Here is a 24,361-nt window from a genome sequence, read left to right on the forward strand (position 1 = left end):
GCGAGGGATTCGAACCCCCGGTGCGTTGCCGCACAACGGTTTTCAAGACCGTCACATTAGGCCGCTCTGTCAGCCCTCCCGGCGAGCCATTGTGGCACGCCCGGCCCGTGCACGACGACGGCGGGCCGCCCCGTGGAGGGCGACCCGCCGTCGGGCGGTGGGACCGGGACCGCGGAGGTCAGGCCGCCCCGCGGAGCTGGCGCATCGCGAGCTGGACGAGCGCGATGAGCGTCTGCTTGGTGGCAGCCCGCGACCGCGCGTCCGTGTAGAGCATCGGCACGTGCGCAGGGATCTGGAGCGCCTCGCGCACGTCCTCGAGCTTGTGCTTGGCCACGCCGTCGAAGCAGTTCACGCCGACGACGAACGGGATGTTGCGTGACTCGAAGTAGTCGATCGCCGGGAAGCACTGCTCGAGGCGGTCGGTGTCCACGAGCACGACGGCACCGATCGCGCCGCGCACCAGGTCGTCCCACATGAAGAGGAAGCGGTCCTGGCCCGGCGTGCCGAACAGGTACAGCCACAGGTTGCCCGGGAGGGACACGCGGCCGAAGTCCATCGCGACGGTCGTCGTCGTCTTGCGGTCGGACACGCCGCCCGCGTCGTCGACGCCCACCGAGTGCTCCGTCATCGCAGCCTCGGTGTTGAGCGGCTCGACGTCGGAGATCGACCCGATGAACGTGGTCTTGCCGACGGCGAACCCGCCCGCGACCACGATCTTGACGACCGTCGGCGCCGTCCGCGCCGCTGCCGGGGCACCGGCGGGCTGCGCTGCTGCCGACGGCTGGCCTGCCGCGGGAGCCTGCGCCGCGGAGGGCTGCGCCGGGGCGACGGACGGGGCGGGCTGGGCCGGCGCCGCGGGCTGCGCGGCGGCGAGGGGCTGCGGCGCGGTGCGCGGCTGAGCCGCTGCCTGAGCGACCGGTGCCGGCGCCACGGCGGGCGTCGCCGGGGCGACGGCCGAGACCGACGGCGCCGTCGGTGCCGGTGCCGGTGCCGCGACGGGACGCGCCGGAGCCGACGCCGCCGGCGCCTGCGTCGGCACGCCGGCAGGCGCGCTCACCGGAGCCCACGCGGTCTGACGGGCGGCCGCCTGGCCACCGGGCACACCCCCGATCACCCCGGACGGCTGCCCGGCCTGCGGCGCGCTGCCCGAGCCGTCAGAGGGTGGAAATGCCATTGAGAACACTCTCCAAGACGCTCAGGGACAGACCCGAGTGGTTGCTGCCGTGACCCGTGTGGACGTTGAGCGGGGTCGACGTGTGGACGGTGATGTAGTTGTCCTCCTGCAGGTCCGCGACGAGCACCTTCGTCACGCCGAGCGGCAGGCGCAGGAGCGCGGAGAGCTCGGCGATCGAGACGTACGTGTGCGCGGCGTGCTGGAGGATCGAGCGCTTCTCGGGCGGGAGCCCGAAGCTGTTCACGGCGCCCGGCATGACCTCGACGAGCGCCTCGAGCGGGAGGTCGGACGTGGCGGAGCGCACACGACCGCCCGTGACCGCGTACGGGCGGACCGTGGCCGCCTCGTACCCGTCGTGTGCTCCCATGCTGCCGAAAGGTACGTTCGTCATCGATCAGTCCTCATCCCACCGGGGCTCGCGTCGCGCCGTCGACGGGAAGGCTACCCCGCATCTCCGAGATGAGCTGCGGCGTCAGTGTCGCCTCGGTGCGGGAGACCAGGAGCGCCATCTCGTAGCCGATGAGGCCGATGTCGCAGTTCGCCTCCGCCACGACGCCCAGGACGGACCCGTTCGAGACGTTCATCAGGAACAGGAACCCGTTGTCCATCTCGATGATGGCCTGGCGGACGTTCCCTCCGTTGAGCTGCCGGGCCGCCCCGCGGGTCAGGCTCGACATGCCGGAGACGATCGCCGCGAGCTGGTCGCCGCTCGTGCGGTCGAGCTGGTCCGACATCGCCATGAGCAGGCCGTCCGCCGACACCACGAGCGTGTGCCGGCTGCCCGGGACCGTCCGCACGAAGTTGTCGAGCAGCCACCCGAAGTTGGTTGCCTCGGTGCTGAGCGCGTTCACTCTTCCTCCTCGTCAGTTGCCGCAGACGGCATGTCGTCACCGCGCCTGCGGCGCTGAATCAGGGACATAATCCATGGCCTGGGGGGTCCAGGTCGAACTCGTCTCGTCCTGGCCCTCGACACGGCCACGGGCCGTGGCCGACTGGAACGCCGACAGACGGGCCCGGAGCTGCTCCGGGTCACGGTCGATGCGGGCCGTGAAGCGGTCGACGTAGCCCTCCCGCTCTTCGCCGCGCGAGCGTCGGGTCAGGCCCGACGCCGTCGTGCCGTCGACCTGGAGGGGCTGGTAGATGCCGTCGTTCGGGTCCGCCAAGGTCGCTTCCTGGAAGTCGGTGCTGCCCTGCAGCAGGGTGGACATCTCCTCGTACAGCACCGCGGACGCCATCCAGTCCGACCGCGCCTCGACCGAGTCGGCGATGTACCCGGGCTCCAGCGGCTCGATCGCGTCGCCCACCTGTCGCCGGACGAGCGGGGTAGGCGGCCCGTACCCCGTCGCAGCCGGGCTCGGCGCAGGGTCGGGGGCAGCGGCCGACGGCTCCGGCGCCGCGTAGCCGGAACCGGCCGGCGGCGCGTCCTGGACCGGGTCGAGCGCGCGCGTCTCCTGCACCGGGGCGACGGGCGCCTCCGGGGCGAACGACGACGCGTTCGCGGCTCCTGCGGGCTGACCGGCTCGCGGGGCGAACGCCGACGACCGCGCGGGGGCCTGGGCCTCCTGCGGCGGAGCGGCGGGCGCGGCGACCGGAGGAGCGGCGACCGGGGCTGCCGCGACGGCGGGCGCGGACGCCGGGGCAGCAGGGGCCGGCGTCCGAGCGGGAGCCCCGGGTGCTCCCACCGGGCGCGAGGCCAGGGCCTCCGGGGACGGTCCGGCCGGCCGCGCCGACGGCGTCGCCGTCGTCCGGGGACGCCGACCGAAGAGCCCGCGCTTGCGCGCCTGGCTCTCCCGCAGCGACCGCCGCGTCGGCAGGTCGGCCATGAGCTCCTCGAAGCGGGGAAGCGCCTCGAAGGTGAGCTCCGCAGGGATGTCCTCCGCCACCGCGGCCTCGCCGCCGGTCGCCACGACCGGGACGTCGGTCGGGAGCTCCGCCTCGACCGGGGTCGCCGCCGGCGCGGGGGCCACGGCCGGCTCGGGGGCCGCCGGGGTGCGCTGGACCAGCGGGACGCGCGCGACGGTCGCGTCGTCGACGGGCTCGGCCGGGACCGCCGGCACGACACGCGTCGCGTCGAGCGGCGCGTCGGCCACGGACGACGGCGCCCACGCGTCGGCAGCCGGCTCAGCCGTCCACGCCTGCTCGGCGGGCTGCTCGGGTGCCCAGGCGTCGGCGGCAGGCCCGGGCGTCCACGCCTGCTCGGCGGGCTGCTCGGGCGCCCAGGCCTGCGCAGGGGCCCACGTGTCCTGGACCGGCGCGACGGCGGGGTCCTGCGGCGTCCACACGTCCTGCTGGACCGGGGTGTCGGCCGGGGCCTCGGCGACGAGCGGGATGTCCGTCGCCGTGACGTCCGGGGCGACGGGCAGCTCCACCGGGTTCTCGGTGGCCGGACGGTCGCCGACCGGGCGGAAGCTCGAGAAGAGCGCGCTGCGCGTGCTCACGTCGAGGACCGGGATCTCGGCCGAGACCGGCTCCACGGGGGTCGCGGCCGGGCGCGACCGGCTCGGGAGGGCAGCGCCGGCGTCGGCGACCTCCGCGGGCGGGGTCCATGCCTCGTCCGCCGCCGGGAGCTGCTCCGGGAGCGCCGGCGTGGCCAGCGGCGGGAGGACGATCGCGCCGGTCTGGGGACCCGACGCGAAGGACGCGCTCGGTGCCGCGGCGGCGGGGTCGACCGTGCGCGAACGACGGCGGGGCATGCCGGTCTGCGTGGTGCCGTCCGTGAGCGCGTCGAGGTCGACGGGCACCGCGACGGGCGCCTCGGGCTCAACGGTCGGGAACGACGCCGTCGCCGCGGGTGCGGGGACGGACGGCGCGGCCGGGGCCGCGACCTCGGCGGCGGGGAGCGCCGGGAGTACCCCCGTGCCGGCGAGCTGCTGGGCGGCGGCCTGCGTGCTCGTCTCCAGGGGGTCCGTCGGCTGCGGGAGCGGCACGTTCGAGTCGGGGACGAAGAGGGCGGCCGGGAACGACACGACGACCTCGGTCCCCTGGTCCTCGCCGCTCGTGCTGAACCGGACCTTCGCGCCGAGGCGGTCGGAGAGACGACCGACGACGAAGAGGCCCAGGCGCTGCGCGCCGACGACGTCGGACGCCGCGTGCGTCGCGACCTTGCGGTTCGCCTCCGCGATCTCGTCCGGCGTCATCCCGAGGCCGTGGTCGCGGACCGTCACGTAGACGAAGTGCTCGTCCCGGCCGGTCGTGACCTCGACGGGGGTGTGCGGCTCCGAGAACATCGTCGCGTTCTCGAGGAGCTCGGCGAGCAGGTGCGCGGCGTTGAGCGCGTTGTGCCCGAGCATGAGCGGGTCGACGACCAGGTTCAGGCGGACGCGGTCGTACAGCTCGATCTCGGACGACGCCGTACGGATGACGTCCGAGGCCGGCATGGGCTGGCGCACGCGGCGACCCGAGTCGATGCCCGCGAGGACGAGGAGGGACTCCGCGTTGCGGCGCATACGCGTCGCGAGGTGGTCGAGGCGGAAGAGGTTGGACAGCGTGCCCGCGTCCTCCTCGGAGCGCTCGAGGTCGTCGAGGAACGCGAGCTGTCGGTTGAGAAGCACCTGGTCCCGGCGCGCGACGTTGACGAACATCTCCGCGATCGAGCCACGGAGAGCGGCCTGCTCGCGCGCGACCTTGATGGTCGTCTGGTTGACGTCGTTGAACGCGGTCGCGAGCTGGCCGACCTCGTCCGTGGACTCCACCGTGATCGGCGCCAGGTCGATGCCGGGGCCCTGCCCCGGAACGGCGACCTGCTCGACGAGGCGGGGCAGCTGGTCACGCACGTCCTCGGCCGCGTCGGTGAGGCGCCGCAGCGGGTTGACGATCGCACGGGCGATGAAGCCCGCGACGAGGATCGAGGCGATGACGGCCGCGAGGGTCGCGAGGATCGTGACGACCGCGCGGGTCGTCGCCGCACCTGCGAGGTCGGACGCCTTCTCCGCGGTGGCGGTACGGACGTCGTCACGCACCGGGCTCGTCTGGTCGCGGTCCGCCTGCGACAGCGTCGGCCACTGCGCGGCCTGGCTGGGGGGCGTCGACTTGGGTCGGGAGCCGGCGAGGTTCTGCCGGATCTGGTTGTACGTGGCGCTCGGCGGCTCCAGCAGGAAGTCGCCCGGGAGCCGTCGGACGGCCGTGGCCGTGCGCGCCGTGAGGGCGTCGCCGTTGGTCACCAGGACCGCGGCCTGCTGGTTCGTCTCGGTGCTGTCGACGCCCTGCTGGGCCGCGGCGAGGACCGCGCCGGCGAGCGGCTGCTCGAGCGCCTGCTGGGCGAGGAGCTCGTCGAGGAGGACGTACGCGTCGAGGTACTGCGCGAGCTCGCGGTCCGGGGCCGTGTCCGCGAGCGTCCGCGGCACCTCGAGCGCATCGTCGATGAGCGCGTTGTACTGCGAGTTGCGCGCGAGCTGGCCGATGGAGGACCTGTCGATGCCCTGACGGATCGCCAGGAGGTCGGCCCTGTCCGCGATCGTGTCGGAGACCGCCTTGCGCACCCGCGGGTCGAGCGCGGACGTGTCGAGCTTCTCGTACGCGCGGTCGCGCGCGTCGAGCGCCTTGTCCGTCTTCTCGCGCTGCGCCATCATCTGCGCCGCGGCTTCCTCGGAGCCTTCGTTCGCGTCCAGGAACGAGTACGTGCGCTCGGCCGCGATCTCGGTCCCCGCCGCGTCCTGTGCCGCGAGCGCCGCGACGAGCGCGCTCGTCTGGCTGGCGTCGCGCGCCGACCCGATGGCCTGCGCCGAGATGATCGCGGCGGCGGCGAAGAGGACGAGGACGGGCACCGCGAGGGCCGCAAGGATCTTCCCGCGAACGCTCAACCTGCGGAGCATACGAACCTGCCTCCATCACCCTGGTCCACCCGTTCGGCGGCGCGGTCGGCGCGCGTGGCAGCGGCGCCTCCCGGGCTCCGCTCCCCGGTCGTGCGTACTAACTATCGGTGCACATCCCCCGGACACCTAATCCGCGAGGAGCGTGAACTTTCGTCCCGCGCCCGCGGTGCCCCGTCGGCGAACCGGCGCCTCCCGGGCCGTCCGCGTAGTCTCGGCGATGTGCGAGGCGTCACGATATCGGCCCCCGGTGGCCCTGAGAAACTAACGGTTTCCGCGCTCCCTGACCAGACCCCCGGGCCGGACGAGCTCGTGGTCCACGTCGCTTCCGCTGGCGTGAACCGTGCTGACCTGCTACAACGCGCCGGATCCTACCCACCTCCCCCCGGCGCGCCGGACTGGCCCGGCCTCGAGGTCTCGGGCACGGTCGCGGCCGTCGGCGAGTCCGTCACGGGGTGGTCCGTGGGAGATCGCGTGGTCGCGCTGCTCGACGGCGGTGGCTACGCCGAGCAGGTGCGCGTCCGGTCGACGCAGGTGCTCCCCGTCCCCGACGGCGTGGACCTCGTGGACGCCGCCGCGCTCCCCGAGGCCGCGTGCACGGTGTGGAGCAACGTCGTCGACGTGGGCCGCCTCGGCGCGGACGAGTGGCTGCTCGTGCACGGCGGGTCGGGCGGCGTCGGGACGGTCGCCGTGCAGGTGGGTGCCGCGCTCGGCGCCCGCGTCGCCGTCACGGCCGGCGGGCGCGACCGGGCCGACCGGTGCCTCGCGCTCGGGGCGAGCCTCGCCGTCGACCACCGCGAGGAGGACTTCGTCGCCGCGGTGCGCGACGCCTCCGGCGGGCGCGGCGCGGACGTCGTGCTCGACGTCGTCGGCGCGGCGTACCTGCCGCGCAACCTCGAGGTCCTCGCCACGGGCGGGCGACTGGTCGTCATCGGCATGCAGAAGGGCCGACGCGCGGAGCTCGACCTGGGCCTCCTCCTCGCCCGGCGCGCCACGGTGGCCGGGACGACGCTCCGGGCGCGGCCTCCGGCCGAGAAGGCGCGGATCGTGCACGAGGTCCTCACGCACGTCTGGCCGATGGTGGAGGACGGCCGCGTCCGCCCCGTGGTGCACGCGCGCCTCCCGCTCGAGGAGGCCGCGCGGGCGCACGAGCTGCTCGACTCGGGCGACGTCTTCGGCAAGGTGCTCCTCGTGCCCTGACCACGGGCGACGGCCGACGACGGCTGGAGATCCCGCGCCTCGGTGCGCGCGTGGGCGCCGCGCGCCAGACTGGACCCATGGCTGACGAACCGCGCGACCCCCGCCCCGACGACCCCACGGCCCCCGAACCCGCGAACGGTGCGCAGGACGCCGCCGACGACGCCGACGAGCCCGCCCGGGCCACGGTCGTGATGCCGGACGGGACGGGGGTGAGCGTCGTCGAGAGCGACGACTCCACCGACCCCGACCGCAACCCGGCGACGGTCATCGAGGAGCCCGCCAAGGTGATGCGCATCGGCGGCATGATCAAGAAGCTCCTCGACGAGGTCCGGGACGCCCCGCTCGACGAGGCGGCGCGGTCGCGCCTCGCCGAGATCCACGAGCGCTCGCTCACCGAGCTCGAGGAGGGCCTCTCCCCCGACCTGGTGGCGGAGCTGCACCGGATCACGCTGCCGTTCTCGGACGACACCGTCCCGACCGACGCGGAGCTCCGCGTCGCGCAGGCGCAGCTGGTCGGCTGGCTCGAGGGCCTGTTCCACGGCATCCAGACGGCGCTCGTCGCCCAGCAGATGGCTGCGCAGGCGCAGCTCTCGCAGATCCGGCGCGCACTGCCTCCCGGCTCGCTGCCCCCGATGGGCCCCGGTGGCCCCGGCGCCGCTCCGGGACATCCCGGCGGGCGTCCCGACGAGCACGACGGGCGGCCGTCTCCGGGCCAGTACCTCTGACGGCCCTGCTCGGCCTCGCCGGTCCCGGGCGGACGCGCCCGGACCGGTGGCGCGCGGTCGCTCGTCAGGCGGGCGGCGGGTCGAGCGGGACGTCGTCCCCGGGCGGCGTCCCGCCCGCGCGCCCGCCCGGTCGCGCCGCGGTCATGGCGATGGCCCCGGACACGAGGACGAGGCCGACGAGCTCGGGGACCGTGGGGACCTGCCGCAGCACGACGGCGCCCACGACCGCGGCGGACGCCGGGAGCAGCGCGAGGAGCACCGAGAACGTCGCCGCGCTCACGCGGCGCAGGATGACCTGCTCGAGCGCGTACGGGACGACGGACGAGAAGAGCGCGATCCCCGCGACGGCCGCGACGTGCCGCCAGTCGCCGAGGACCGGCAGGGCGTCGCGCGCGAGGAAGGGCGCGAACACGACCGCGCCCACGGTCATCGCGACGGCGAGCGACGTCACCCCCGACCCGGAGACGGCGACCCGCCGTCCCAGCAGGATGTACGCCGCCCAGCACGCGGCCGCGACCCCGATCGCGGTGAGCCCGAGCACGGCATCCGCGCGCGGGAGGTCCGACTCGATCGTCACCCCGGCGAGCAGCACGACCCCCGCCGCCGCGACCGCGATCGCGCCCCGCTCGCGCCACCCGCTGCCCGTGACCGCGGCGACCGCGACGGGGCCGAGGAACTCGATGGCGACGGCCGTCCCCAGCGGCAGGTGGTCGATCGCGACGTAGAACGCGAGGTTCATCGCGGCGAGGGCGACGCCGAACACGGCGACCCACGCGAGGTCGTGCCGGGTCCACCGGTGCCGCCACGGCCGACGCCATGCGAGCAGCAGCAGCGCGGACGCCGCGATGCGCAGCCACCCGATCTCGATCGCTCCGGCCACGGCGAACAGCCCAACGGCGATCGCCGCGCCCAGGTACTGCGTCAGCCCCGAGACGACGAACAGCGCCGGGACCGGGACCTTGTCGAGGGCGGCGGCGGGGTGGCGAGGCACGCGACGACTCTAGGCGCCCGCGCGGCACGGGACGGCGCCGGCCGAGCACACGGCTGCGGCCCGTCCCATGCACGGGACGGGCCGCAGACGCCTGCGCGGGGAGGCGGGCGTCAGCCCTTGACCGACCCGGCGAGGAGACCGCGCACGAAGTACCGCTGCAGCGCGAGGAACACGATGACGGGGACGACCATCGAGATGAACGCGCCCGCCGGGAGCAGGTGCCAGCTCGCCCCGCGCGAGCCGGACAGCTCGGCGAGGCGCACCGTGATGGGCGCGGTGTCCTGGCCGGACGCGAACGTGAGGGCGACGAGCAGGTCGTTCCAGACCCAGAGGAACTGGAAGATCCCGAACGCCGCGATGGCGGGCACGAGCAGCGGCATGAGCACCTGGAAGAAGATCTTCACGTGCCCGGCGCCGTCCACGCGGGCGGCCTCGACGAGCTCGCGCGGGATGTCCTTCATGAAGTTGTGCAGGAGGAAGATCGCGAGGGGCAGGGCGAAGATCGAGTGCGACAGCCACACGGGCCAGAACGACCCGTCGATCCCCCAGTCCACGTACTGGGTGAGGAGCGGGACGAGCGTGACCTGGATCGGCACGATCTGCAGCGCGAACACCGCGACGAACAGCAGGTTGCGGCCCTTGAAGTCCACCCAGGCGAACGCGTACGCGGCCAGCGACGCGAGCGTGATGGGGATGATCACCGCGGGCAGCGTGATGACCAGGGAGTTGATGAAGTACGTCGCGAAGCTCGTCGACCCGCCGAACAGCGCGTCGGTGTAGTTGTCGAGCGTGAACTCGGGGTTGGCGAACGCCTCCCACCAGCCCGACCGCCGGATCTCGCGCGGCGGGCGGAACGACGTGACGAGGAGCCCGAACGTCGGGATGGTCCACAGGACGGCGAGGACGATCGCGATGATCGACGCCGGCCGGGACGAGACCTTGCGGCGCACCTTGCCCGCGCGCTCGTCGAGGCCCGCGACGATGCCCTTGCCGCTGCCCTCCTCGGCGGTCTCGTCGACGAGCGGGGCGTCCGGGACGGAGGCGGACAGTGGGGTGCTCATCGGATCTCCTCCGCCTGCTTCAGCTGCCGCACGTTGTACACGATGATCGGGATGACCAGGACGAACAGGATGACCGCGAGCGCGGCGCCGAGCCCCTGCTCCCCCTGCCGCAGCGCCTGCGTGTAGAACTCGTTGGCGACGACCGACGTCTCGAAGCGGCCGCCGGTCATGGTGCGGACGATGTCGAAGACCTTGAGCGTGCCGATCGCGATCGTCGTGAGGACGACCACGAGCGCGGGGCGGATGCTCGGCACGGTGATGTAGCGGAACATCCGCATGCCGCCGACGCCGTCGAGCCGGGCAGCCTCGACGATGTCGTCCGGGATGGCGCGGATCGCGGCGGCGAGGATCGTCATCGCGAACCCGGCCTGGATCCAGATCATCACGAGGATGAGGAAGAACGTGTTGGCCGGCGCGCTGAGCAGGAACTGCTGCGGCTCGAGCCCGAGCCAGACGAGGACCTGGTTGAAGAGGCCGATCTGCGGCTGGCTCGCCGGCTTGTACTCGTACATGAACTTCCAGATGATGCCCGCACCGACCATGGAGATCGCCATGGGCAGGAAGATCAGCGTCTTGGCGAACTTCTCGAAGCGGGACCTGTCGACCACCACCGCGTAGACGAGGCCGAGGAAGGTCGAGACGAGCGGGACGACGATGACCCAGATCGCGGTGTTGCGCAGGACGATCTGGAACTCGTCGCGCGTGAACGCGGTGACGTAGTTGTCGAGCCCGACGAACGCGGAGCCCGTGCGGTTGTAGAACGAGTCCCGGATCGTGCGCAGGCCCGGGTAGAGCAGGCCGAACGCGAGCATGACGACCGCGGGCCCGGCGAACGCGAGCGCGACGACCCAGCCCGGCACGCGCCGCGGCCGGTCGACGAGGAAGAGGATCAGGCCCATGACGACGACGAAGAGCAGGATCGCGACGAGCATCACCGCGAGCTTGCCCCCCGTCCCGGCGGGTTCGAGCAACCAGTCCATGTGAGAGCTCCTGAGGTGGCCGGCGGCGGGCCGGACGACGACGTGGTGTGCGGCGGGACGGCCCGGGGACGGGTCGTCCGGGGATCGGCCCCCCGGACGACCCGCCCCCGGGGTCGACGCGTGGACCCGGAGCCCGGCCCGCGGCGCGTGCCGCGCGGTCAGGCCCCGGGTCGCCCGCGGGTCAGGACGTCGGCCAGGACGCCTCGATGGCGTCGAGGACGGCCTCGTCGGACTTGTCGCTCGCGATCCACTCCGTCATCTCGGTCCAGAACGAGCCGGCACCGACGGCGGCGGGCATCATGTCCGAGCCGTCGAAGCGGAACGTGTAGCTGTCGTCCGTGAGCAGCTCGTACGCCTGCTGGTCCATCGGCGACTGGAGCAGCTCCGGGTCGAGGCCGTTGTTGGCGCTGATCCAGCCCTGCGGGGTCACGCTCGCCTTGGCGTTGGACCACTCGGGGCTCGACAGGTACGCGTGGAACGCCTGGACCTCGGGACGGTCGTTGAACGCGGCGACGAACTCGCCGCCACCGAGCAGCGGCTTGTCCTCCGCGGTCTCGCCCGGGAGGTAGAAGGCCCAGACGTCACCGTCGGGCGCGACCACCAGGTCGGGGTCGAGGGTCGTCCAGTTGGCCTGGTAGAACGTCGCCTGGCGGTGCATGTAGCACAGCCCGTCGATGATCGGGTAGCCGCCCTCGGTGAACTCGGTCGTCGCGATGGTGCTCACGTCGCCGAGGCCGCCGTTGACGAACTCCTCGTTCTTCAGCACGTCGCCGACCGTGGCCAGCGCCGTGGCGATCTGCGGGTCGTTGAACGGGATCTCGTGGTTGACCCACTGGTCGTAGACCTCGGGGCCCGCCGTGCGCAGGACGACGTCCTCCATCCAGTCGGTGGCCGGCCAGCCGGTCGCCTCGCCGGACGCGATGCCCGCGCACCACGGCTTGACGTCGCCGCCGGGGTTGTCCGCGACGATCTGGTCGGAGAGCTCCATGAGCTCGTCCCACGTCGTCGGGACCTCGTAGCCCGCCTCCTCGAACATGGACGGCGAGTACCAGACGAACGACTTGACGTTGGCGCCGAGCGGCGTCGCGTACAGCGTCCCGTCGACGGTGCCGTAGTCCTTCCAGGACTCGGTGTAGTACTGGTCGACGTTCGCGGACGCCGCCTCCCCGACGGGCTGGATCGCGTCGGGGAAGTCGGCGACGATGCGGCGCAGCAGGCCGGGCTGCGGCAGGTATGCGATGTCCGGCGCGCTGCCGGACTGGATGCGGACGGGGAGCTGCGCCTCGAACTCCTTGGAGCCCTCGTACTCGATCGTGGCGCCCGTGCACTCCTCGAACGGCTCGTACGACGCCTGCTGCTGCTCCGCCTCGGTGTCGACGATCGTCGAGTACACCGTCACCGTCTTGCCGGAGAGGTCCCCGTACTGCTCGTAGTCGGCGCAGTCCACCTCGGCGCTCGGCGACTCGTCGTCACCTCCGCCGCCGCCACCGCCGCTGCACGCCGCGAGCACGAGCGCGAGGCTCGCGCCGCCGGCGGCGACCACCAGCGTGCGACGACGCGCCGCGCTGGTCCTCGTGGTCCTGGTCATGTCAGCCTCCACCTCGTCGTGGGTACGGACGCCGTCACCCCGGTCCGGTGAGGACCGGGCGCATCGCGACGTCGCGAGCGCGGGTGCGCTCTCGCCCTAGGCACCATGCAAGCGGTTGCATCGCGCTGCCGCAAGCACAGGAGAGGCGAGTTTGCGTAACGATTCCGTCACGTGCGCCGGGTGCGCGCTCTCTCACCCCTCCCCTCCTGGCCACGCTCCCACGCGGCGTCGTCGAGCGCGCGGCGAGGCGCGGCTCGGGGCCTCAGGCTCCGGCGCCCGGCGGCGCCGTCGACCCGCGGCGCACCAGCTCGGTCGGATAGGTGAGGCTCTCCGGCACCGGGGCGCCGTTGATCATCTCGAGCAGGAGGAGCGCCGCGTCGAACCCCTGCTGGTAGGCGTCCTGGGCGATCGTCGTCAGCCCGACGAGCTCCCCGAGGTCGTGGCCGTCCACCCCGACGACCGACAGGTCGTCCGGGACGCGCAGCCCCAGGTCCCGCGCCGCGAGGATGGCCCCCATGGCCATCTCGTCCGACGCCGCGAAGACGGCGGTCACGTCCGGCCGGCGGCGCAGGAGCTCCGCCGTGGACTCGCGCCCTCCCGCGACGTCGAAGTCGCCGTTCACCTCGAGGTCCGGCTCGACGACGATCCCCGCCTCCTCCAGGGCGCGCACGTAGCCCCGGGCCCGCTCGACCGGCGGCGACCACGACGACACGAGGTCGGGCACCCCGGTCACGTGGCCGATGACCCGGTGCCCCAGGTCGAGCAGGTGGCGCGTCGCGGCCCGGCCGGTCGCGACGTCGTCGAGCCGGACCGTCACCTGGTCGGCCGGCCCCGACCCGACGAACGCGAGCGGCCGGGCGAGCCCGACGAGCGAGCGCACCTCGTCGTCGTCGAGCGGCAGCCCGACGACGAGCGTCCCGTCCACGCGGTGGCGCAGCACGCTCGGGTCGACCCGGCGGCGGGCCGACGTCCGGCGGACGTCGAACGTGTACAGCAGGACGTCGTAGCCGAGGTCGCGGAGCGCACGCTCGGCGCCCTCGATGACGTTGGCGAAGAACCAGCGGTTGACCCACGGGGTGAGCACGCCGATGGTGCGGGTGCGCCCGGTGGCCAGCGACGACGCCGACGGCGTGGGCACGTACCCGAGCCGGGCCGCCTCCGCGAGCACCCGCAGGCGCGTCGCCTCCGACACGTTGGGCAGGCCGCGCAGGGCGCGCGAGACGGTCGCCGTGGACACCCCGGCGGCCTGGGCGACGTCGTCGATACCTGCCACGACGGGTGATGCTGCCACGCCCGGAGGCCACGTGGCGAGGCGCCGTGCCGCATCGTGAGCAGATCGATGCAAGCGCTTGCCCTCCCCGAATCGCGCCCGGGCCGCGTGGGTGGGACGGAGACCGATATCGTGGGGAGGCCCGTCCCCGCGGCACCGTTCGGCACGTCCATGCACCTCGCTGCACCCGTGCGAGCCGGTCGCGCCGCCGTCGGGCACCCACCTGCGAACCGGAAGGACCACGATGATCGAGCTGAGGACCCCGCGGGAGATCGACCAGATGCGACCCGCGGGACGGTTCGTCGCCGACGTCCTCACCACGGTGCGCGCCGCCACCAAGGTCGGGACGAACCTGCTCGAGCTCGACGAGGTCGCGCACAAGATGATCCGCGACCGCGGGGCCGAGTCGTGCTACATCGACTACCACCCGTCGTTCGGGGCGAGCCCGTTCGGCAAGGTGATCTGCACGTCCGTCAACGACGCCGTGCTGCACGGCCTCCCCCACGACTACGCGCTGCGCGACGGCGACCTGCTGAGCATCGACTTCGCCGCGTCCGTCGACGGGTGGGTCGCGGACTCGGCGCTGTCGTTCGTCGTCGGGACGCCGCGCGCCGGGGCGCTCGGCGAGGCCGACGCGAAGCTCATCCAGACGACCGAGCGCGCGCTCGAGGCCGGCATCGCGGCCGCGCAGCCGGGCAAGAAGGTCGGCGACATCTCTGCCGCCATCGCCGACGTCGCGCACGCCGCGGGCTACTCGGTGAACACCGACTTCGGCGGGCACGGCGTGGGCCGCACGATGCACGGCGAGCCCCACATCCCCAACGACGGCCGTCGCAAGCGCGGGTTCCCCCTCAAGCCGGGCCTCGTCATCGCGATCGAGCCGTGGTTCCTCGAGACCACGGACGAGATCTACACCGACCCCGACGGCTGGACCCTGCGCTCGGCCGACGGCTCGCGCGGCGCCCACAGCGAGCACACGGTCGCGATCACGCCCGACGGCCCGGTCGTCCTCACCGCGCGCGAGCCCCGCGACTGACCACCCCCGCGAGGTAGACCCCCGGTACCCCGGAAGAAACGTCCCCCGCCTCGGCGACGAGGAGCAGCGCGTCGTCGTCCGCGAGGAGCGTCGCGAACGACGCGTCGAAAGCCGCACGCTCGGGGACGAACGACGTCGCGAAGACGCTACCCATCCCGCCGAGGTAGAACCGCAGGTCGCGACGTAGAACCCCGCGAGCTCTATCTCGGCGCCCTGCTGTTCTACCTCGCGGTCAGGGCAGGAGGCTGCGCAGGAGGTGGGCCGCGCCGTCGTCCTCGATCGAGCCGGTGACCTCGTCGGCGGCGGCCTGCACGACGGCGTCCGCGTGGCCCATCGCGACGCCGTGCGCCGCCCAGCGGAGCATGTCGACGTCGTTGCGGCCGTCGCCGACCGCGACGGTGCGGTGCGGCTGGACGTGCAGGGTGCGGCGCACGAGCTCCAGGCCGGTCGCCTTCGTGACGCCGAGGGGCGCGATGTCCATCCACGCCGTCCAGCCGACGGCGTACGTGACGTCGTCCAGGCCGAGGCGCTCGACGAGCTCGTGGAACTGCTCGCTCGTCGACCCCGGCGCCCGCACGATCACGCGCGTGACCTCGCCCGACCACAGCTCGTCGAACTCGACGACGCGGTGCACGCCGTCGAGCTCGCCGTCGGGGAAGAGCTCGTTCATGCGGAAACCGACGCCGACGTCCTCGACGGCGTACCGCGCGTCGGGCAGGTGCTCGCGCAGGAGCCGCAGGGCCGGCCCCGGGTCGAACGTGACGACGTCCTCGAGGACGTACCCGTCGGGCTCGTCCGGGTCGAGCCGCGCGGTCACCGCGCCGTTGGACGCGACGACCCAGCCGCGGTCGATCCCCAGGATCTCCGCGACGGGCGTCATCGCGATGAGCGAGCGCCCCGACGCGAGCACCACGTGGTGCCCGGCCGCGCGCAGGTCGGCGACGGCGTCGCGCACGTCGTCCGACAGCTCCTGGTCGTACGACATGAGGGTGCCGTCGATGTCGAGCGCGACGAGCAGCGGCCCGGACGCGTCGTCCGGGACGAGGGGACCCGTCACGCCACCACCGGCTCGAGGACCTCGAGGCCGCCGAGGTACGGGCGCAGCCCCTCCGGCACGCGGACCGATCCGTCGGCCTGCTGGTGGTTCTCGAGGATCGCGACGATCCAGCGCGTCGTGCCGAGCGTGCCGTTGAGCGTCGCGACGGTGCGCGTCTCGCTCTTGCCGTCGACCTCGACGCGCTCGCGCACGTTGAGGCGGCGCGCCTGGAACGTGGTGCAGTTCGACGTCGACGTGAGCTCGAGGTAGCGCTGCTGCGTGGGCAGCCACGCCTCGCAGTCGAACTTGCGCGCGGCGCTCGACCCGAGGTCGCCCGCCGCGGTGTCGATGACGCGGTACGGCAGGTCGACGAGGCGCAGCATCTGCTCCTCCCAGCCGAGCAGGCGCTGGTGCTCCGCCTCGGCGTCGGCCGGGTCGCAGTAGGAGAACATCTCGACCTTGTGGAACTGGTGCACGCGGATGATGCCGCGCACGTCCTTGCCGTGCGAGCCGGCCTCGCGGCGGTAGCACGCGCTCCACCCGGCGTAGCGCAGCGGCCCGGCCGAGAGGTCGACGATCTCGTTCGCGTGGTAGCCCGCGAGCGCCACCTCGCTCGTGCCGACGAGGTAGAGGTCGTCCTTCTCGAGGCGGTAGATCTCGTCCGCGTGGGCGCCGAGGAACCCGGTGCCCTGCATCACCTCGGGCCGCACGAGCGTCGGCGTGATGACGGGCGTGAACCCGGCCGCGACCGCGGTGTCCATCGCGGCGTTGAGCAGCGCGAGCTCGAGGCGCGCGCCCACGCCCGTGAGGTAGTAGAACCGCGCGCCCGAGACCTTCGCGCCGCGCTCGGTGTCGATCGCGCGCAGGCCCTCGCCGAGGTCGAGGTGGTCGCGCGGCGTGAAGCCCTCCGCGGCGAAGTCGCGGATCGTCCCCTCCTCGCGCAGCACGACGTAGTCGTCCTCGCCGCCCGCGGGAGCGCCCGCGACGACGTTCGAGATGCGGTAGAGCAGCCCGCGCAGCTCCTCCGCCGCGGCGTCCGCGTCGGCCTGGCGCGCCTTGACGTCGGCCGCGAGCTGCTTGGTGCGCGCGAGCAGCTCCTGCTTCTCCTCCCCCTGCGCCTGGGCGACCTGCTTGCCGAGGGACTTCTGCTCGGCGCGCAGGCTCTCGAACTCGCTCAGCGCGGCGCGGTGACGGGCGTCGGCGTCGAGGGCGGCGTCCACCAGCGCGGGGTCGTCACCACGGGTGACCTGGCTGGCACGGACGATGTCGGGGTTGTCGCGCAGGAGGCGGAGGTCGATCACGCCAGCAGCCTAACGAACCGGGCGGCCCCCGGTCGCGGACCGTTCCCGCGCCCACCCCGCTACGGTGTCGCCATGTCCTGGACGCTCTGGCTCGCGATCGCGGCGCTCGCCGTCGCGGTGGTGGCACTCGTCGTCGCGCTGGGCCTGCGCGCGCAGCAGACCCGGCAGCGCCGCGCGCACGGCGACGCGCCGCCCGTCGAGGAGCCCGCGGTCGAGGACGACCCGCGCGAGCTCGTCGCGTTCGTCGCGAACCCGTCGAAGCCCGACGTCGCCGGGCTGGAGGCGGTCGTGCGCGCGGCCTTCGCGGACGCCGCCCTGCCCGACCCGCTGTGGTTCCAGACGACGGTCGAGGACCCGGGCGTCGGGCAGACCCGCGCGGCGCTCGCGCAGGGCGCGGACGTCGTCGTCGCCGTGGGCGGGGACGGCACGGTCCGCGCGGTCGCCGAGGGCATGGTCGGCAGCGGCCGCACCATGGGCCTGGTCCCGGTGGGCACCGGCAACCTCCTCGCGCGCAACCTCGACCTGCCGGTGGGCGACGCGCGCGCCGCGCTGGCCGTCGTGATCGCGGGTTCCGACCGCCCGGTCGACGTCGGCTGGGTCAAGGTCCTGCGCTACGCCGACGTCACCCCCGCGGAGGGGGACGAGCCGGGGACGGCGCCCGACCCCGCCCAGGACACCGACAAGGAGCACATCTTCCTCGTCATCGCGGGTCTCGGGTTCGACGCCGCGATGGTCGCCGACACCGACGACGACCTCAAGGCGAAGGTGGGCTGGGTCGCCTACTTCGTCGCGGGCATCCGGCACCTGCACGGGCGCCGCATGCGCGCACGCATCCAGCTCGACGACACGCCGCCCGTCGAGGCGCGGCTGCGCTCGCTCCTCATCGGCAACTGCGGCCGCCTCCCCGGGGGCCTGACGCTCCTGCCCGACGCGGTGATCGACGACGGGATCCTGGACATCGCCGCGATCGACACGCGCGGCGGGGTCGTGGGCTGGGCGCAGCTCTTCGGGGAGGTCGTCATGCAGGGCCTCGGCGTGCGCAACGACCTGCCCGCCAAGATCGGACGCATCGACCACGCGCGCGCCCGGCGCGTCCGCGTGCGCGTGGAGGGCGGCGAGCAGGCCCAGGTCGACGGCGACGTGCTGGGCCTCGCCGTGGAGATCGAGTCACGCGTCGACCCCGGCGCGCTCGTGGTGCGCACGGCCTGACCCGCGTGCCGTGCGGTCAGCGCGACGTCGTCTCCGTGTCGATCGCCGACCGCATGACCGCGCGCGGAGGGATCGCCGCGGCCCCACCCACCCGGCTCAGCCCCGCCAGGCCGACGCCGACCATGAGCACCCTGCCCGCGGCGTCGCGGCGGTCCGGGCCGCCGAGGACGTCCGCGAGGACGACGACCAGGTGGTCGAGCGTCTCCACGTAGGCGTCCGCGACCTCCGGCCGCAGCTGGGCGTGGGCGCCCGCCTCGGCCCAGAGCGCCAGGGCCCGGCCGTCACCGTCCGGACCGACGAGGTCCTCGAAGAAGAGCTCGAGCCCCGCGCGCGGCGCCAGACCGCGGGACGCGCCCTCGAAGGCGACGATCTCCTCTCGGGCATAGCGCCGCCAGGCCTCCGCGACGAGCTCGTCCGTCGACGCGAAGTGGTGGTGGATCTGGCCGGGGGAGCCACCGAGCTCGTCGGCCACGACGCGCGCGGTGACGGCGCCGAGCCCGGCACGGCGCACGACGGCGGCCGCTGCGGCGACGATCGAGTCCCGACGCTCCGCGCGCGGCAGGTAGGCCATCGTCAGCTCCTCGTCCGTGTCGTGCCGGCGCCGTCGGTCAGGCCGTGCAGGAACGCGAGAGTACGCGTCCGGAGCCCCGCCCGGCGAGCCCGGACGACCTCCTCCGCGGGCGGGTCGAGCGGGCCTCGCACGGGGGCAGCCAGCACGTTCCGGCCGCAGTCCAGGTCGGTGCAGACGAGGATGCCCACGGTGCTCAGGCGCCGCCTCTTGTCGGACGACGGTCGGGGAGCGGCGAAGAGCGCCACCTCGTTGAAACGCCTCGTGAAGCGGCAGAGGGCGCACATGACCGCTCGCCCTCCGGTCTCCGCGTGGCTCGGGCTCTGGCGCAGGACCGCGCCCAGCGCACGGCCGTCGAGGCCCTCGGCCACGAGGAAGGCGCGCTGGGGCGCCCGAGGGTCCCGCCACCCGAGGTAGTCGAGATCGTCCCAGCGCAGAGCGTCGAAGTGCGCAGGCAGGCGGACCTTGCCCTCCGACGGGTCGGTGTTCACGATCGCGGCGCGCGCCTCGGCACGGCTCAGCGGTCGCACGGTCGGCTCCCAAACTTGTACATGGACCCAATTTGTACACGGGTACAAGTTTGGCCGTCCAGCGCATACCCGCGCAGCGGGCGTGGAGGGCGCGTGAGCGTCCCGCACGGACCTGCGACGACGCCGCTCGTCGGCCCGGTCCGGGCGCGAGGCGCCCCCGTAGGCTGGACCGGTGACGTTCCCGGCCGCCGCGCTCCCCCCTGCCCGCACCCTCCCCGCACGCCGGGGAGCGACGGGCACGCGGGCGACCGCGCTCGCGGCGGCGGTCGCCCTGGCCCTGCTCGCCCTCCTCGGGACCGTCGCCGCGCCGGCAGCGGCCGCGACGCCGTCGGGCACGACCGCGACCGCGACCGGCACCACGAGCGCCGCCGCGACGGGCACGACGACCGGCACCGCGCCGACGCACGACCCGCGCCCCGTGGTGCTCGTCGCGGTGGCGGGCCTGTACTGGAGCGACGTCTCGCCCACCGCGACGCCCACGCTGTGGTCGGTGATCCGGACGGGGTCGGTCGCGTCGCTCGGCGTGGGGCGGACGTCCTGCGCCACGGACGCGTGGCTCACGCTGTCCGCCGGGCAGATGGTCTCGTCCTCCGACCCGGCGGCCGACGAGCCGGTGGAGGCGCCGCCCGTCAGCGCCGAGCCGCCCACGCCGGGCTGCCCGCCGCTCCCCGTCCCCACCCCGACGACGTCGGGAGCGACCGCGCCCGAGGCGCTGCCCGCCGACGTCCCCGGGTGGGCGACGCTCACGGCGCCCTCCGAGGAGGAGGCCGCGGCCCCGACGACGCACCACGCGCCCGGGACCCTCGCGACGCGGCTCGCCGAGACCGGCGTCTGCACGACGGCGGTCGGGCCGGGCGCGGCCGTGATGCTCGCCGACGCGAACGGGCACGTCGAGCGGTACGCGTCCGCGCTCGCGGCGCTGCCCGAGGGCGGGCTCGACGCGTGCGACGTGACGGTGGTCGACCAGGGCGAGATCGTCGACTCCTCCCCCGGGCGGGGGCAGAGCCTCGACGCGCTCGACGAGGCGCTCGCGCGCGTCATGGACGAGGTCGACCGCGGCACGCGCGTGCTCGTCGCGGGCGTGCCCTCAGGGCCGGTCGGCGAGCCGGGGCTCCCGGTCGTCGTCGACTGGCGCAAGGGCGAGCCCACGAGCCGCTGGCTGCACTCCCCGAGCACGCAGAAGGACGGCATCGTCCAGCTCGTCGACCTCACGGCGACCGTCGTCGAGGAGGCGGGCGGGAGCACCGAGGGTCTCGACGGCGCACCGCTGTCGCTGGGCGAGGTCCGGCGCATGGACGTGGCGCGCACGGTCGAGAACCGGCAGTACCTCAACGTCCTCACGAGCACCATCCCGACGCTCTACCCCGTGCTCGTCGGGCTGCTCGTCGCGACGCTCGTCGTCGCGCTCGGCGGGGCGCTCTGGGTGCGCCGCGCGGCCGCGCGGCGCGGGCTGCCGGCGCGCCCCGGCCCGGCCGGCCTGCGCGTCCTGTCCGCGGTGCTCCTGGTCGCGGCCGCTGCCCCCGTCGCAGCCTCCCTCGCGAGCCTGTCGCGGTGGTGGGTGTGGAGCGCGCCGGCGCCCGCGCTCACCCTCGCCCTCGCCGTCAGCGCCGTCGCCGTCGCCCTCGTCGCGTGGGCCGCCTCGCGCCTCCTGCCGCGCCGCCCGTGGGCGCTGCCGACGGCGCTCGCGGGCGTCACGTGGCTCGTCCTCACGGTCGACGGCGCGACGGGCACGACCCTCCAGCAGGCGTCCCTGCTCGGCACGTCCGCCGTCGCGGGCTTCACGCGCTTCTACGGCTTCAACAACGTGACGTTCGCCGTGTACGCGGTCGCGGGCCTCGTGCTCGCCGGCGGCCTGGCGTCCACAGCGCTCGCCCGGGGACGGCGGCGGCTCGCGGCGTGGCTCGTGGTCGCGGTCGGGGCGGTGACGATCGTCATCGACGGCTGGCCCGCGTTCGGCGCCGACTTCGGCGGGATCCTCGCGCTCGTCCCCGCGTTCGCCGTCCTGGCGCTGCTCGTCGGCCGGGTGCGGATCACGTGGCTGCGGGCGCTCGTCGTCGCGGGGCTCACCGTGCTCGTGGTCGCCGTCGTCGCGGTGGTGGACTGGCTGCTGCCCGGGGGCAGCTCGCACCTCGGCGGGTTCGTGCAGACCGTCCTCGACGGGGCGGCGCTCGAGGTCATCGGGCGCAAGGCCCTCGGGGCCTGGCACACCGTCGCACAGCCGGCGGGTGCCGTCGCGGCGGTGCTCGTCGTCCTCGCCGCCCTCGCGGCGCTGCGTCCGGAGCGCTTCCGTCTGCCCGAGGTCGCGCGTGCCTACGAGCGCTGGCCGCTGCTGCGCGAGCTCGTGGTCGCGCTCGTGGTCGTGGCGGGGGTCGGCTCCGTGCTCAACGACTCGGGCATCATCATCGCCGTCATGGTCGTCGTCGTCGGGACCGCGATGATCGTGCCCGGCTTCCTCGCGCGCGAGGCGCCGCGACGCCCGACGTCCGCGCTCCCCGAACCGGGGATCCGGCACATGCCCACGATGCTCCTCACGGTCGGGGGCGGGCTCCTGCTCGTCGTCCTGCTCGTGTCGACGGTGCTCGCCTCGGGTGGGCTGCGTCCCACGTCCAGCGCCGCGCCCGCGGGCGGCGAGGCGGCCGTGACCCGTGCGGACGCCATCGCCACCGACCGGCCGCTCGTCGTCGTCGGGACCACGGGCGTCACGTGGAGCGACGTCACGGCGGCGATGACGCCGAACCTGCACGCCCTGCTCACCGACGGTGCCGGCGCCGGCGGCGTCGCCCAGCCGACCGGAGCGGCGAGCCGCTGCACCGTCGGCGGCTGGCTCGCGCTCTCGGCCGGGCAGCTCGCCGAGGTCGCGACGCAGCGCGCGCCCGACGGCACGTGGGAGTGCCCGACGGCGCAGCCCGTCACCTCCACCGAGGCCGCCGACGGCGCGCACGTCGAGGGCTGGGACGAGCTCGTCGCGCTGCAGCGCGGCTCGGGCTACCAGGCGCGGCTGGGCGTGCTCGGCGACGCGCTCACCGGCGACGTCGCGGGCGCCTCGTCGGGCGCCCCGACGAGCACAATGTGCGCGACGGCCGTCGGGCCCGGTGCGGCGATCGCCCTCGCGGACTCGCGGGGCGACGTCGCGCGCTACCGGGACCTCGCGCGCGCGACCACCCCCGGGAGCGACGCGTTCGCGTGCCCCGTGACCGTCGTCGACGCCGGCGACGCGACGACCCCGACGGTCGACCCCGACCTCCCGGCCGAGGAGCGCGCCGCGCTGCGGGCCTCCCTGCGGACGGACCGGCTCGCCGCCGTGGACGCCACCGTGGGCGCGGTGCTCGACGCCACCCCGACCGGGACGACGGTGCTCGTCGTCGACGTCGCGGGCACGCCCGGGACGCGCCCGGCGCTCGGCGCGACGCTCGTGCGACCGTCGTTCGACGGCCCCGAGCAGGCGCGCTACGTGACGAGCGCGGCCACGCGGACCGACGGCGTCGCGCGCGTGCTCGACGTCCCGGCGACCGTGCTCGACGCCGCCGGCGTCGCGACCCCCGCACGCATCCAGGACACGCCGCTGGCGTGGGGCTCGACGCGGCCCCCGGACGCGACCTCGACCGCGGACGCGCTCGCCGACCTCACGACGCGCGACCACGTGCGGCGCGCCGTCTACACCGCGTTCGTCGACGTGCCGCTCTGCGCGGGCCTCGCCATCGCCGGGCTGTGCCTGCTGCTCGCGCCGCGGGCCGCGCGCGCGACCGGTGACCGGGCGCGCGCCCGCTGGGCCCGGGGCGCGCACTGGGCGCGCGGGGCCGCTCTCGTCGTGGCCGCCGTCCCGACCGCGGCCTTCCTCGTGTCGCTCACCGGCTGGTGGCGGTTCGCGAACCAGACCCTCGCGATCGTCGTGTCGACCGTGCTCGCGACGGCGGCCGTCGCCGCGCTCGGCGCGCTCGCCCCGCGGCGTCCCGTGTGGCTCGGGCCCGGGATCGTCGCCGGGATCACCTTCGCGGTGCTCACGCTCGACGCGCTCGTCGGGACGCCGCTGAACCGCGCCAGCCCGCTCGGCTCCGCACCGACGTTCGGCGCACGGTTCTACGGGTTCGGCAACCCGACGTTCTCCGTGTACGCGGTCGCGGCGCTCGTCCTCGCGGCCGCGCTCGCCCAGTGGCTCGTGGCCCGCGGGCGCCGGTACGTGGCCGCGACGGTCGTGGGCGTCATCGGCGTGGTGACGATGGTCGTGGACGTGTGGCCGACCCTCGGGGCCGACCTCGGCGGCGGGCTCGTCGTCGTGCCGGCGTTCGCCGTGCTGGGGCTGGCGGCGTCCGGGGCCCGAGTCACGTGGCGGCGGTTCCTGCTCGTCGCCGCCGCCGGCGTCGGCCTCGTCGCCGCGGTCGGCGTGCTCGACTGGCTGCGCCCGGCCGACGAGCGCTCGCACCTCGGCCGGTTCGTCGGCCAGGTCGTGGACGGCTCGGCGTGGGAGACCCTGCTCCGCAAGGCCGGCTACGCGGCCCGCTCCGTGCTGGGTGGCGTGCCCGTGTGGCTGACGATCCTCGTCCTCGTCGCGACGGCGCTCGTGCTGTTCTGGCCGCGGCGGTTCACGCCGGGGTGGTTCGCGCGGACCGAGGCCGCGTGGCCGCTCGTGCGCCCGACCGTGCTCGCCCTGTGGATCGTGTGCGTCGCCGGGTCGCTGGTCAACGACTTCGGCGTGCGCATCGCGCTCATCGCGCTCATCCCGGCGGTGCCGCTGCTCACCGTCGCGGCCCTGCACGCCGCCGCCGACGGCACCGGGACCGAGGAGGGGCCGGGCTCCCGGGAGGGCACGCCGGGCGCCGCGCCGGACGCGGCCGGGAGCGAGCCGGAGGACTCCACCTCACGGGTGCAGAGCGCGACGCGCTGAGC

General features: G+C 74.5%; 19 protein-coding genes. 5 read left to right on the forward strand and 14 right to left on the reverse strand.

Annotated elements, in window-relative coordinates; genetic code table 11:
- Positions 1 to 178: 178 nt before the first annotated feature.
- The 4 genes from ABWU78_RS12495 to ABWU78_RS12510 form a co-directional block, all read right to left on the reverse strand.
- Positions 179 to 715, reverse strand: coding sequence for a GTP-binding protein (locus ABWU78_RS12495; protein WP_082141054.1), 537 nt, complete (start codon positions 713 to 715; stop codon positions 179 to 181).
- A gap of 439 nt (positions 716 to 1,154) precedes the next feature.
- Complete coding sequence (locus ABWU78_RS12500; protein WP_031317001.1) at positions 1,155 to 1,541, reverse strand: DUF742 domain-containing protein; 387 nt, start codon at positions 1,539 to 1,541, stop codon at positions 1,155 to 1,157.
- A gap of 34 nt (positions 1,542 to 1,575) precedes the next feature.
- Complete coding sequence (locus ABWU78_RS12505) at positions 1,576 to 2,025, reverse strand: roadblock/LC7 domain-containing protein (protein WP_024839165.1); 450 nt, start codon at positions 2,023 to 2,025, stop codon at positions 1,576 to 1,578.
- A gap of 36 nt (positions 2,026 to 2,061) precedes the next feature.
- A complete protein-coding gene (locus ABWU78_RS12510; protein WP_439158574.1) occupies positions 2,062 to 5,973 on the reverse strand; it encodes a nitrate- and nitrite sensing domain-containing protein in 3,912 nt (1,303 codons plus the stop codon).
- A gap of 231 nt (positions 5,974 to 6,204) precedes the next feature.
- Between ABWU78_RS12510 and ABWU78_RS12515 the strand changes: the two genes are divergently transcribed.
- Together ABWU78_RS12515 and ABWU78_RS12520 are read left to right on the forward strand one after the other, a co-directional pair.
- Positions 6,205 to 7,182, forward strand: a complete 978-nt coding sequence (locus ABWU78_RS12515; protein ID WP_439158575.1) for an NAD(P)H-quinone oxidoreductase — start codon at positions 6,205 to 6,207, stop codon at positions 7,180 to 7,182.
- Between the two features lie 77 nt (positions 7,183 to 7,259).
- The gene (locus ABWU78_RS12520) at positions 7,260 to 7,907 is read left to right on the forward strand and encodes a bacterial proteasome activator family protein (RefSeq protein WP_290445177.1); all 648 of its coding nucleotides are present in this window, start codon (positions 7,260 to 7,262) and stop codon (positions 7,905 to 7,907) included.
- A 64-nt stretch (positions 7,908 to 7,971) separates the two neighbouring features.
- On the opposite strand, the gene ABWU78_RS12525 is transcribed toward ABWU78_RS12520, so the two are convergent.
- The 5 genes from ABWU78_RS12525 to ABWU78_RS12545 form a co-directional block, all read right to left on the reverse strand.
- Positions 7,972 to 8,898: an EamA family transporter gene (locus ABWU78_RS12525; protein ID WP_439158576.1), complete on the reverse strand. Its 927-nt coding sequence runs from the start codon at positions 8,896 to 8,898 to the stop codon at positions 7,972 to 7,974.
- Positions 8,899 to 9,008: 110 nt separating this feature from the next.
- On the reverse strand, positions 9,009 to 9,959 hold the full coding sequence (locus ABWU78_RS12530; protein WP_253052336.1) for a carbohydrate ABC transporter permease: 951 nt from the start codon (positions 9,957 to 9,959) through the stop codon (positions 9,009 to 9,011).
- Positions 9,956 to 10,939: a carbohydrate ABC transporter permease gene (locus ABWU78_RS12535; RefSeq protein ID WP_253052334.1), complete on the reverse strand. Its 984-nt coding sequence runs from the start codon at positions 10,937 to 10,939 to the stop codon at positions 9,956 to 9,958. The genes ABWU78_RS12530 and ABWU78_RS12535 overlap by 4 nt, the downstream gene beginning before the upstream one ends.
- 181 nt (positions 10,940 to 11,120) lie before the next feature.
- Positions 11,121 to 12,527, reverse strand: a complete 1,407-nt coding sequence (locus ABWU78_RS12540) for an ABC transporter substrate-binding protein (RefSeq protein WP_253052332.1) — start codon at positions 12,525 to 12,527, stop codon at positions 11,121 to 11,123.
- 262 nt (positions 12,528 to 12,789) lie between these two features.
- Positions 12,790 to 13,800, reverse strand: coding sequence for a LacI family DNA-binding transcriptional regulator (locus ABWU78_RS12545; protein ID WP_439158577.1), 1,011 nt, complete (start codon positions 13,798 to 13,800; stop codon positions 12,790 to 12,792).
- Between the two features lie 241 nt (positions 13,801 to 14,041).
- Between ABWU78_RS12545 and map the strand changes: the two genes are divergently transcribed.
- Complete coding sequence (map, locus tag ABWU78_RS12550; RefSeq protein ID WP_064316124.1) at positions 14,042 to 14,833, forward strand: type I methionyl aminopeptidase; 792 nt, start codon at positions 14,042 to 14,044, stop codon at positions 14,831 to 14,833.
- On the opposite strand, the gene ABWU78_RS12555 is transcribed toward map, so the two are convergent.
- The 3 genes from ABWU78_RS12555 to serS form a co-directional block, all read right to left on the reverse strand.
- Positions 14,808 to 14,987, reverse strand: coding sequence for a hypothetical protein (locus ABWU78_RS12555; RefSeq protein WP_253052328.1), 180 nt, complete (start codon positions 14,985 to 14,987; stop codon positions 14,808 to 14,810). The genes map and ABWU78_RS12555 overlap by 26 nt on opposite strands.
- A 78-nt stretch (positions 14,988 to 15,065) precedes the next feature.
- Positions 15,066 to 15,890 carry an HAD family hydrolase gene (locus tag ABWU78_RS12560; RefSeq protein ID WP_439158578.1) on the reverse strand — a complete coding sequence of 275 codons (825 nt, stop codon included), beginning with the start codon at positions 15,888 to 15,890 and terminating at the stop codon, positions 15,066 to 15,068.
- Positions 15,887 to 17,170 carry a serine--tRNA ligase gene (gene serS / locus ABWU78_RS12565; RefSeq protein ID WP_353707391.1) on the reverse strand — a complete coding sequence of 428 codons (1,284 nt, stop codon included), beginning with the start codon at positions 17,168 to 17,170 and terminating at the stop codon, positions 15,887 to 15,889. The genes ABWU78_RS12560 and serS overlap by 4 nt, the downstream gene beginning before the upstream one ends.
- A 72-nt stretch (positions 17,171 to 17,242) precedes the next feature.
- Here serS and ABWU78_RS12570 point away from each other — a divergent pair, with 72 nt between their 5' ends.
- Entirely contained in the window at positions 17,243 to 18,379 is a 1,137-nt protein-coding gene (locus tag ABWU78_RS12570) for a diacylglycerol/lipid kinase family protein (protein WP_253052324.1), read from the forward strand.
- 16 nt (positions 18,380 to 18,395) lie between these two features.
- Here ABWU78_RS12570 and ABWU78_RS12575 read toward each other — a convergent pair whose 3' ends face one another.
- Both ABWU78_RS12575 and ABWU78_RS12580 read right to left on the reverse strand, forming a co-directional pair.
- Positions 18,396 to 18,950, reverse strand: a complete 555-nt coding sequence (locus ABWU78_RS12575) for a TetR family transcriptional regulator (protein ID WP_439158579.1) — start codon at positions 18,948 to 18,950, stop codon at positions 18,396 to 18,398.
- A gap of 2 nt (positions 18,951 to 18,952) precedes the next feature.
- Positions 18,953 to 19,477, reverse strand: a complete 525-nt coding sequence (locus ABWU78_RS12580; RefSeq protein ID WP_439158580.1) for an FBP domain-containing protein — start codon at positions 19,475 to 19,477, stop codon at positions 18,953 to 18,955.
- 172 nt (positions 19,478 to 19,649) lie between these two features.
- On the opposite strand from ABWU78_RS12580, the gene ABWU78_RS12585 reads away from it, so the two are divergent.
- The gene (locus ABWU78_RS12585; protein ID WP_439158581.1) at positions 19,650 to 24,359 is read left to right on the forward strand and encodes a hypothetical protein; all 4,710 of its coding nucleotides are present in this window, start codon (positions 19,650 to 19,652) and stop codon (positions 24,357 to 24,359) included.
- Positions 24,360 to 24,361 lie beyond the last annotated feature (2 nt).

The sequence above is a fragment of the Cellulosimicrobium sp. CpK407 genome (assembly GCF_051844275.1).
GTDB classification, from domain to species: domain Bacteria; phylum Actinomycetota; class Actinomycetes; order Actinomycetales; family Cellulomonadaceae; genus Cellulosimicrobium; species Cellulosimicrobium cellulans_G.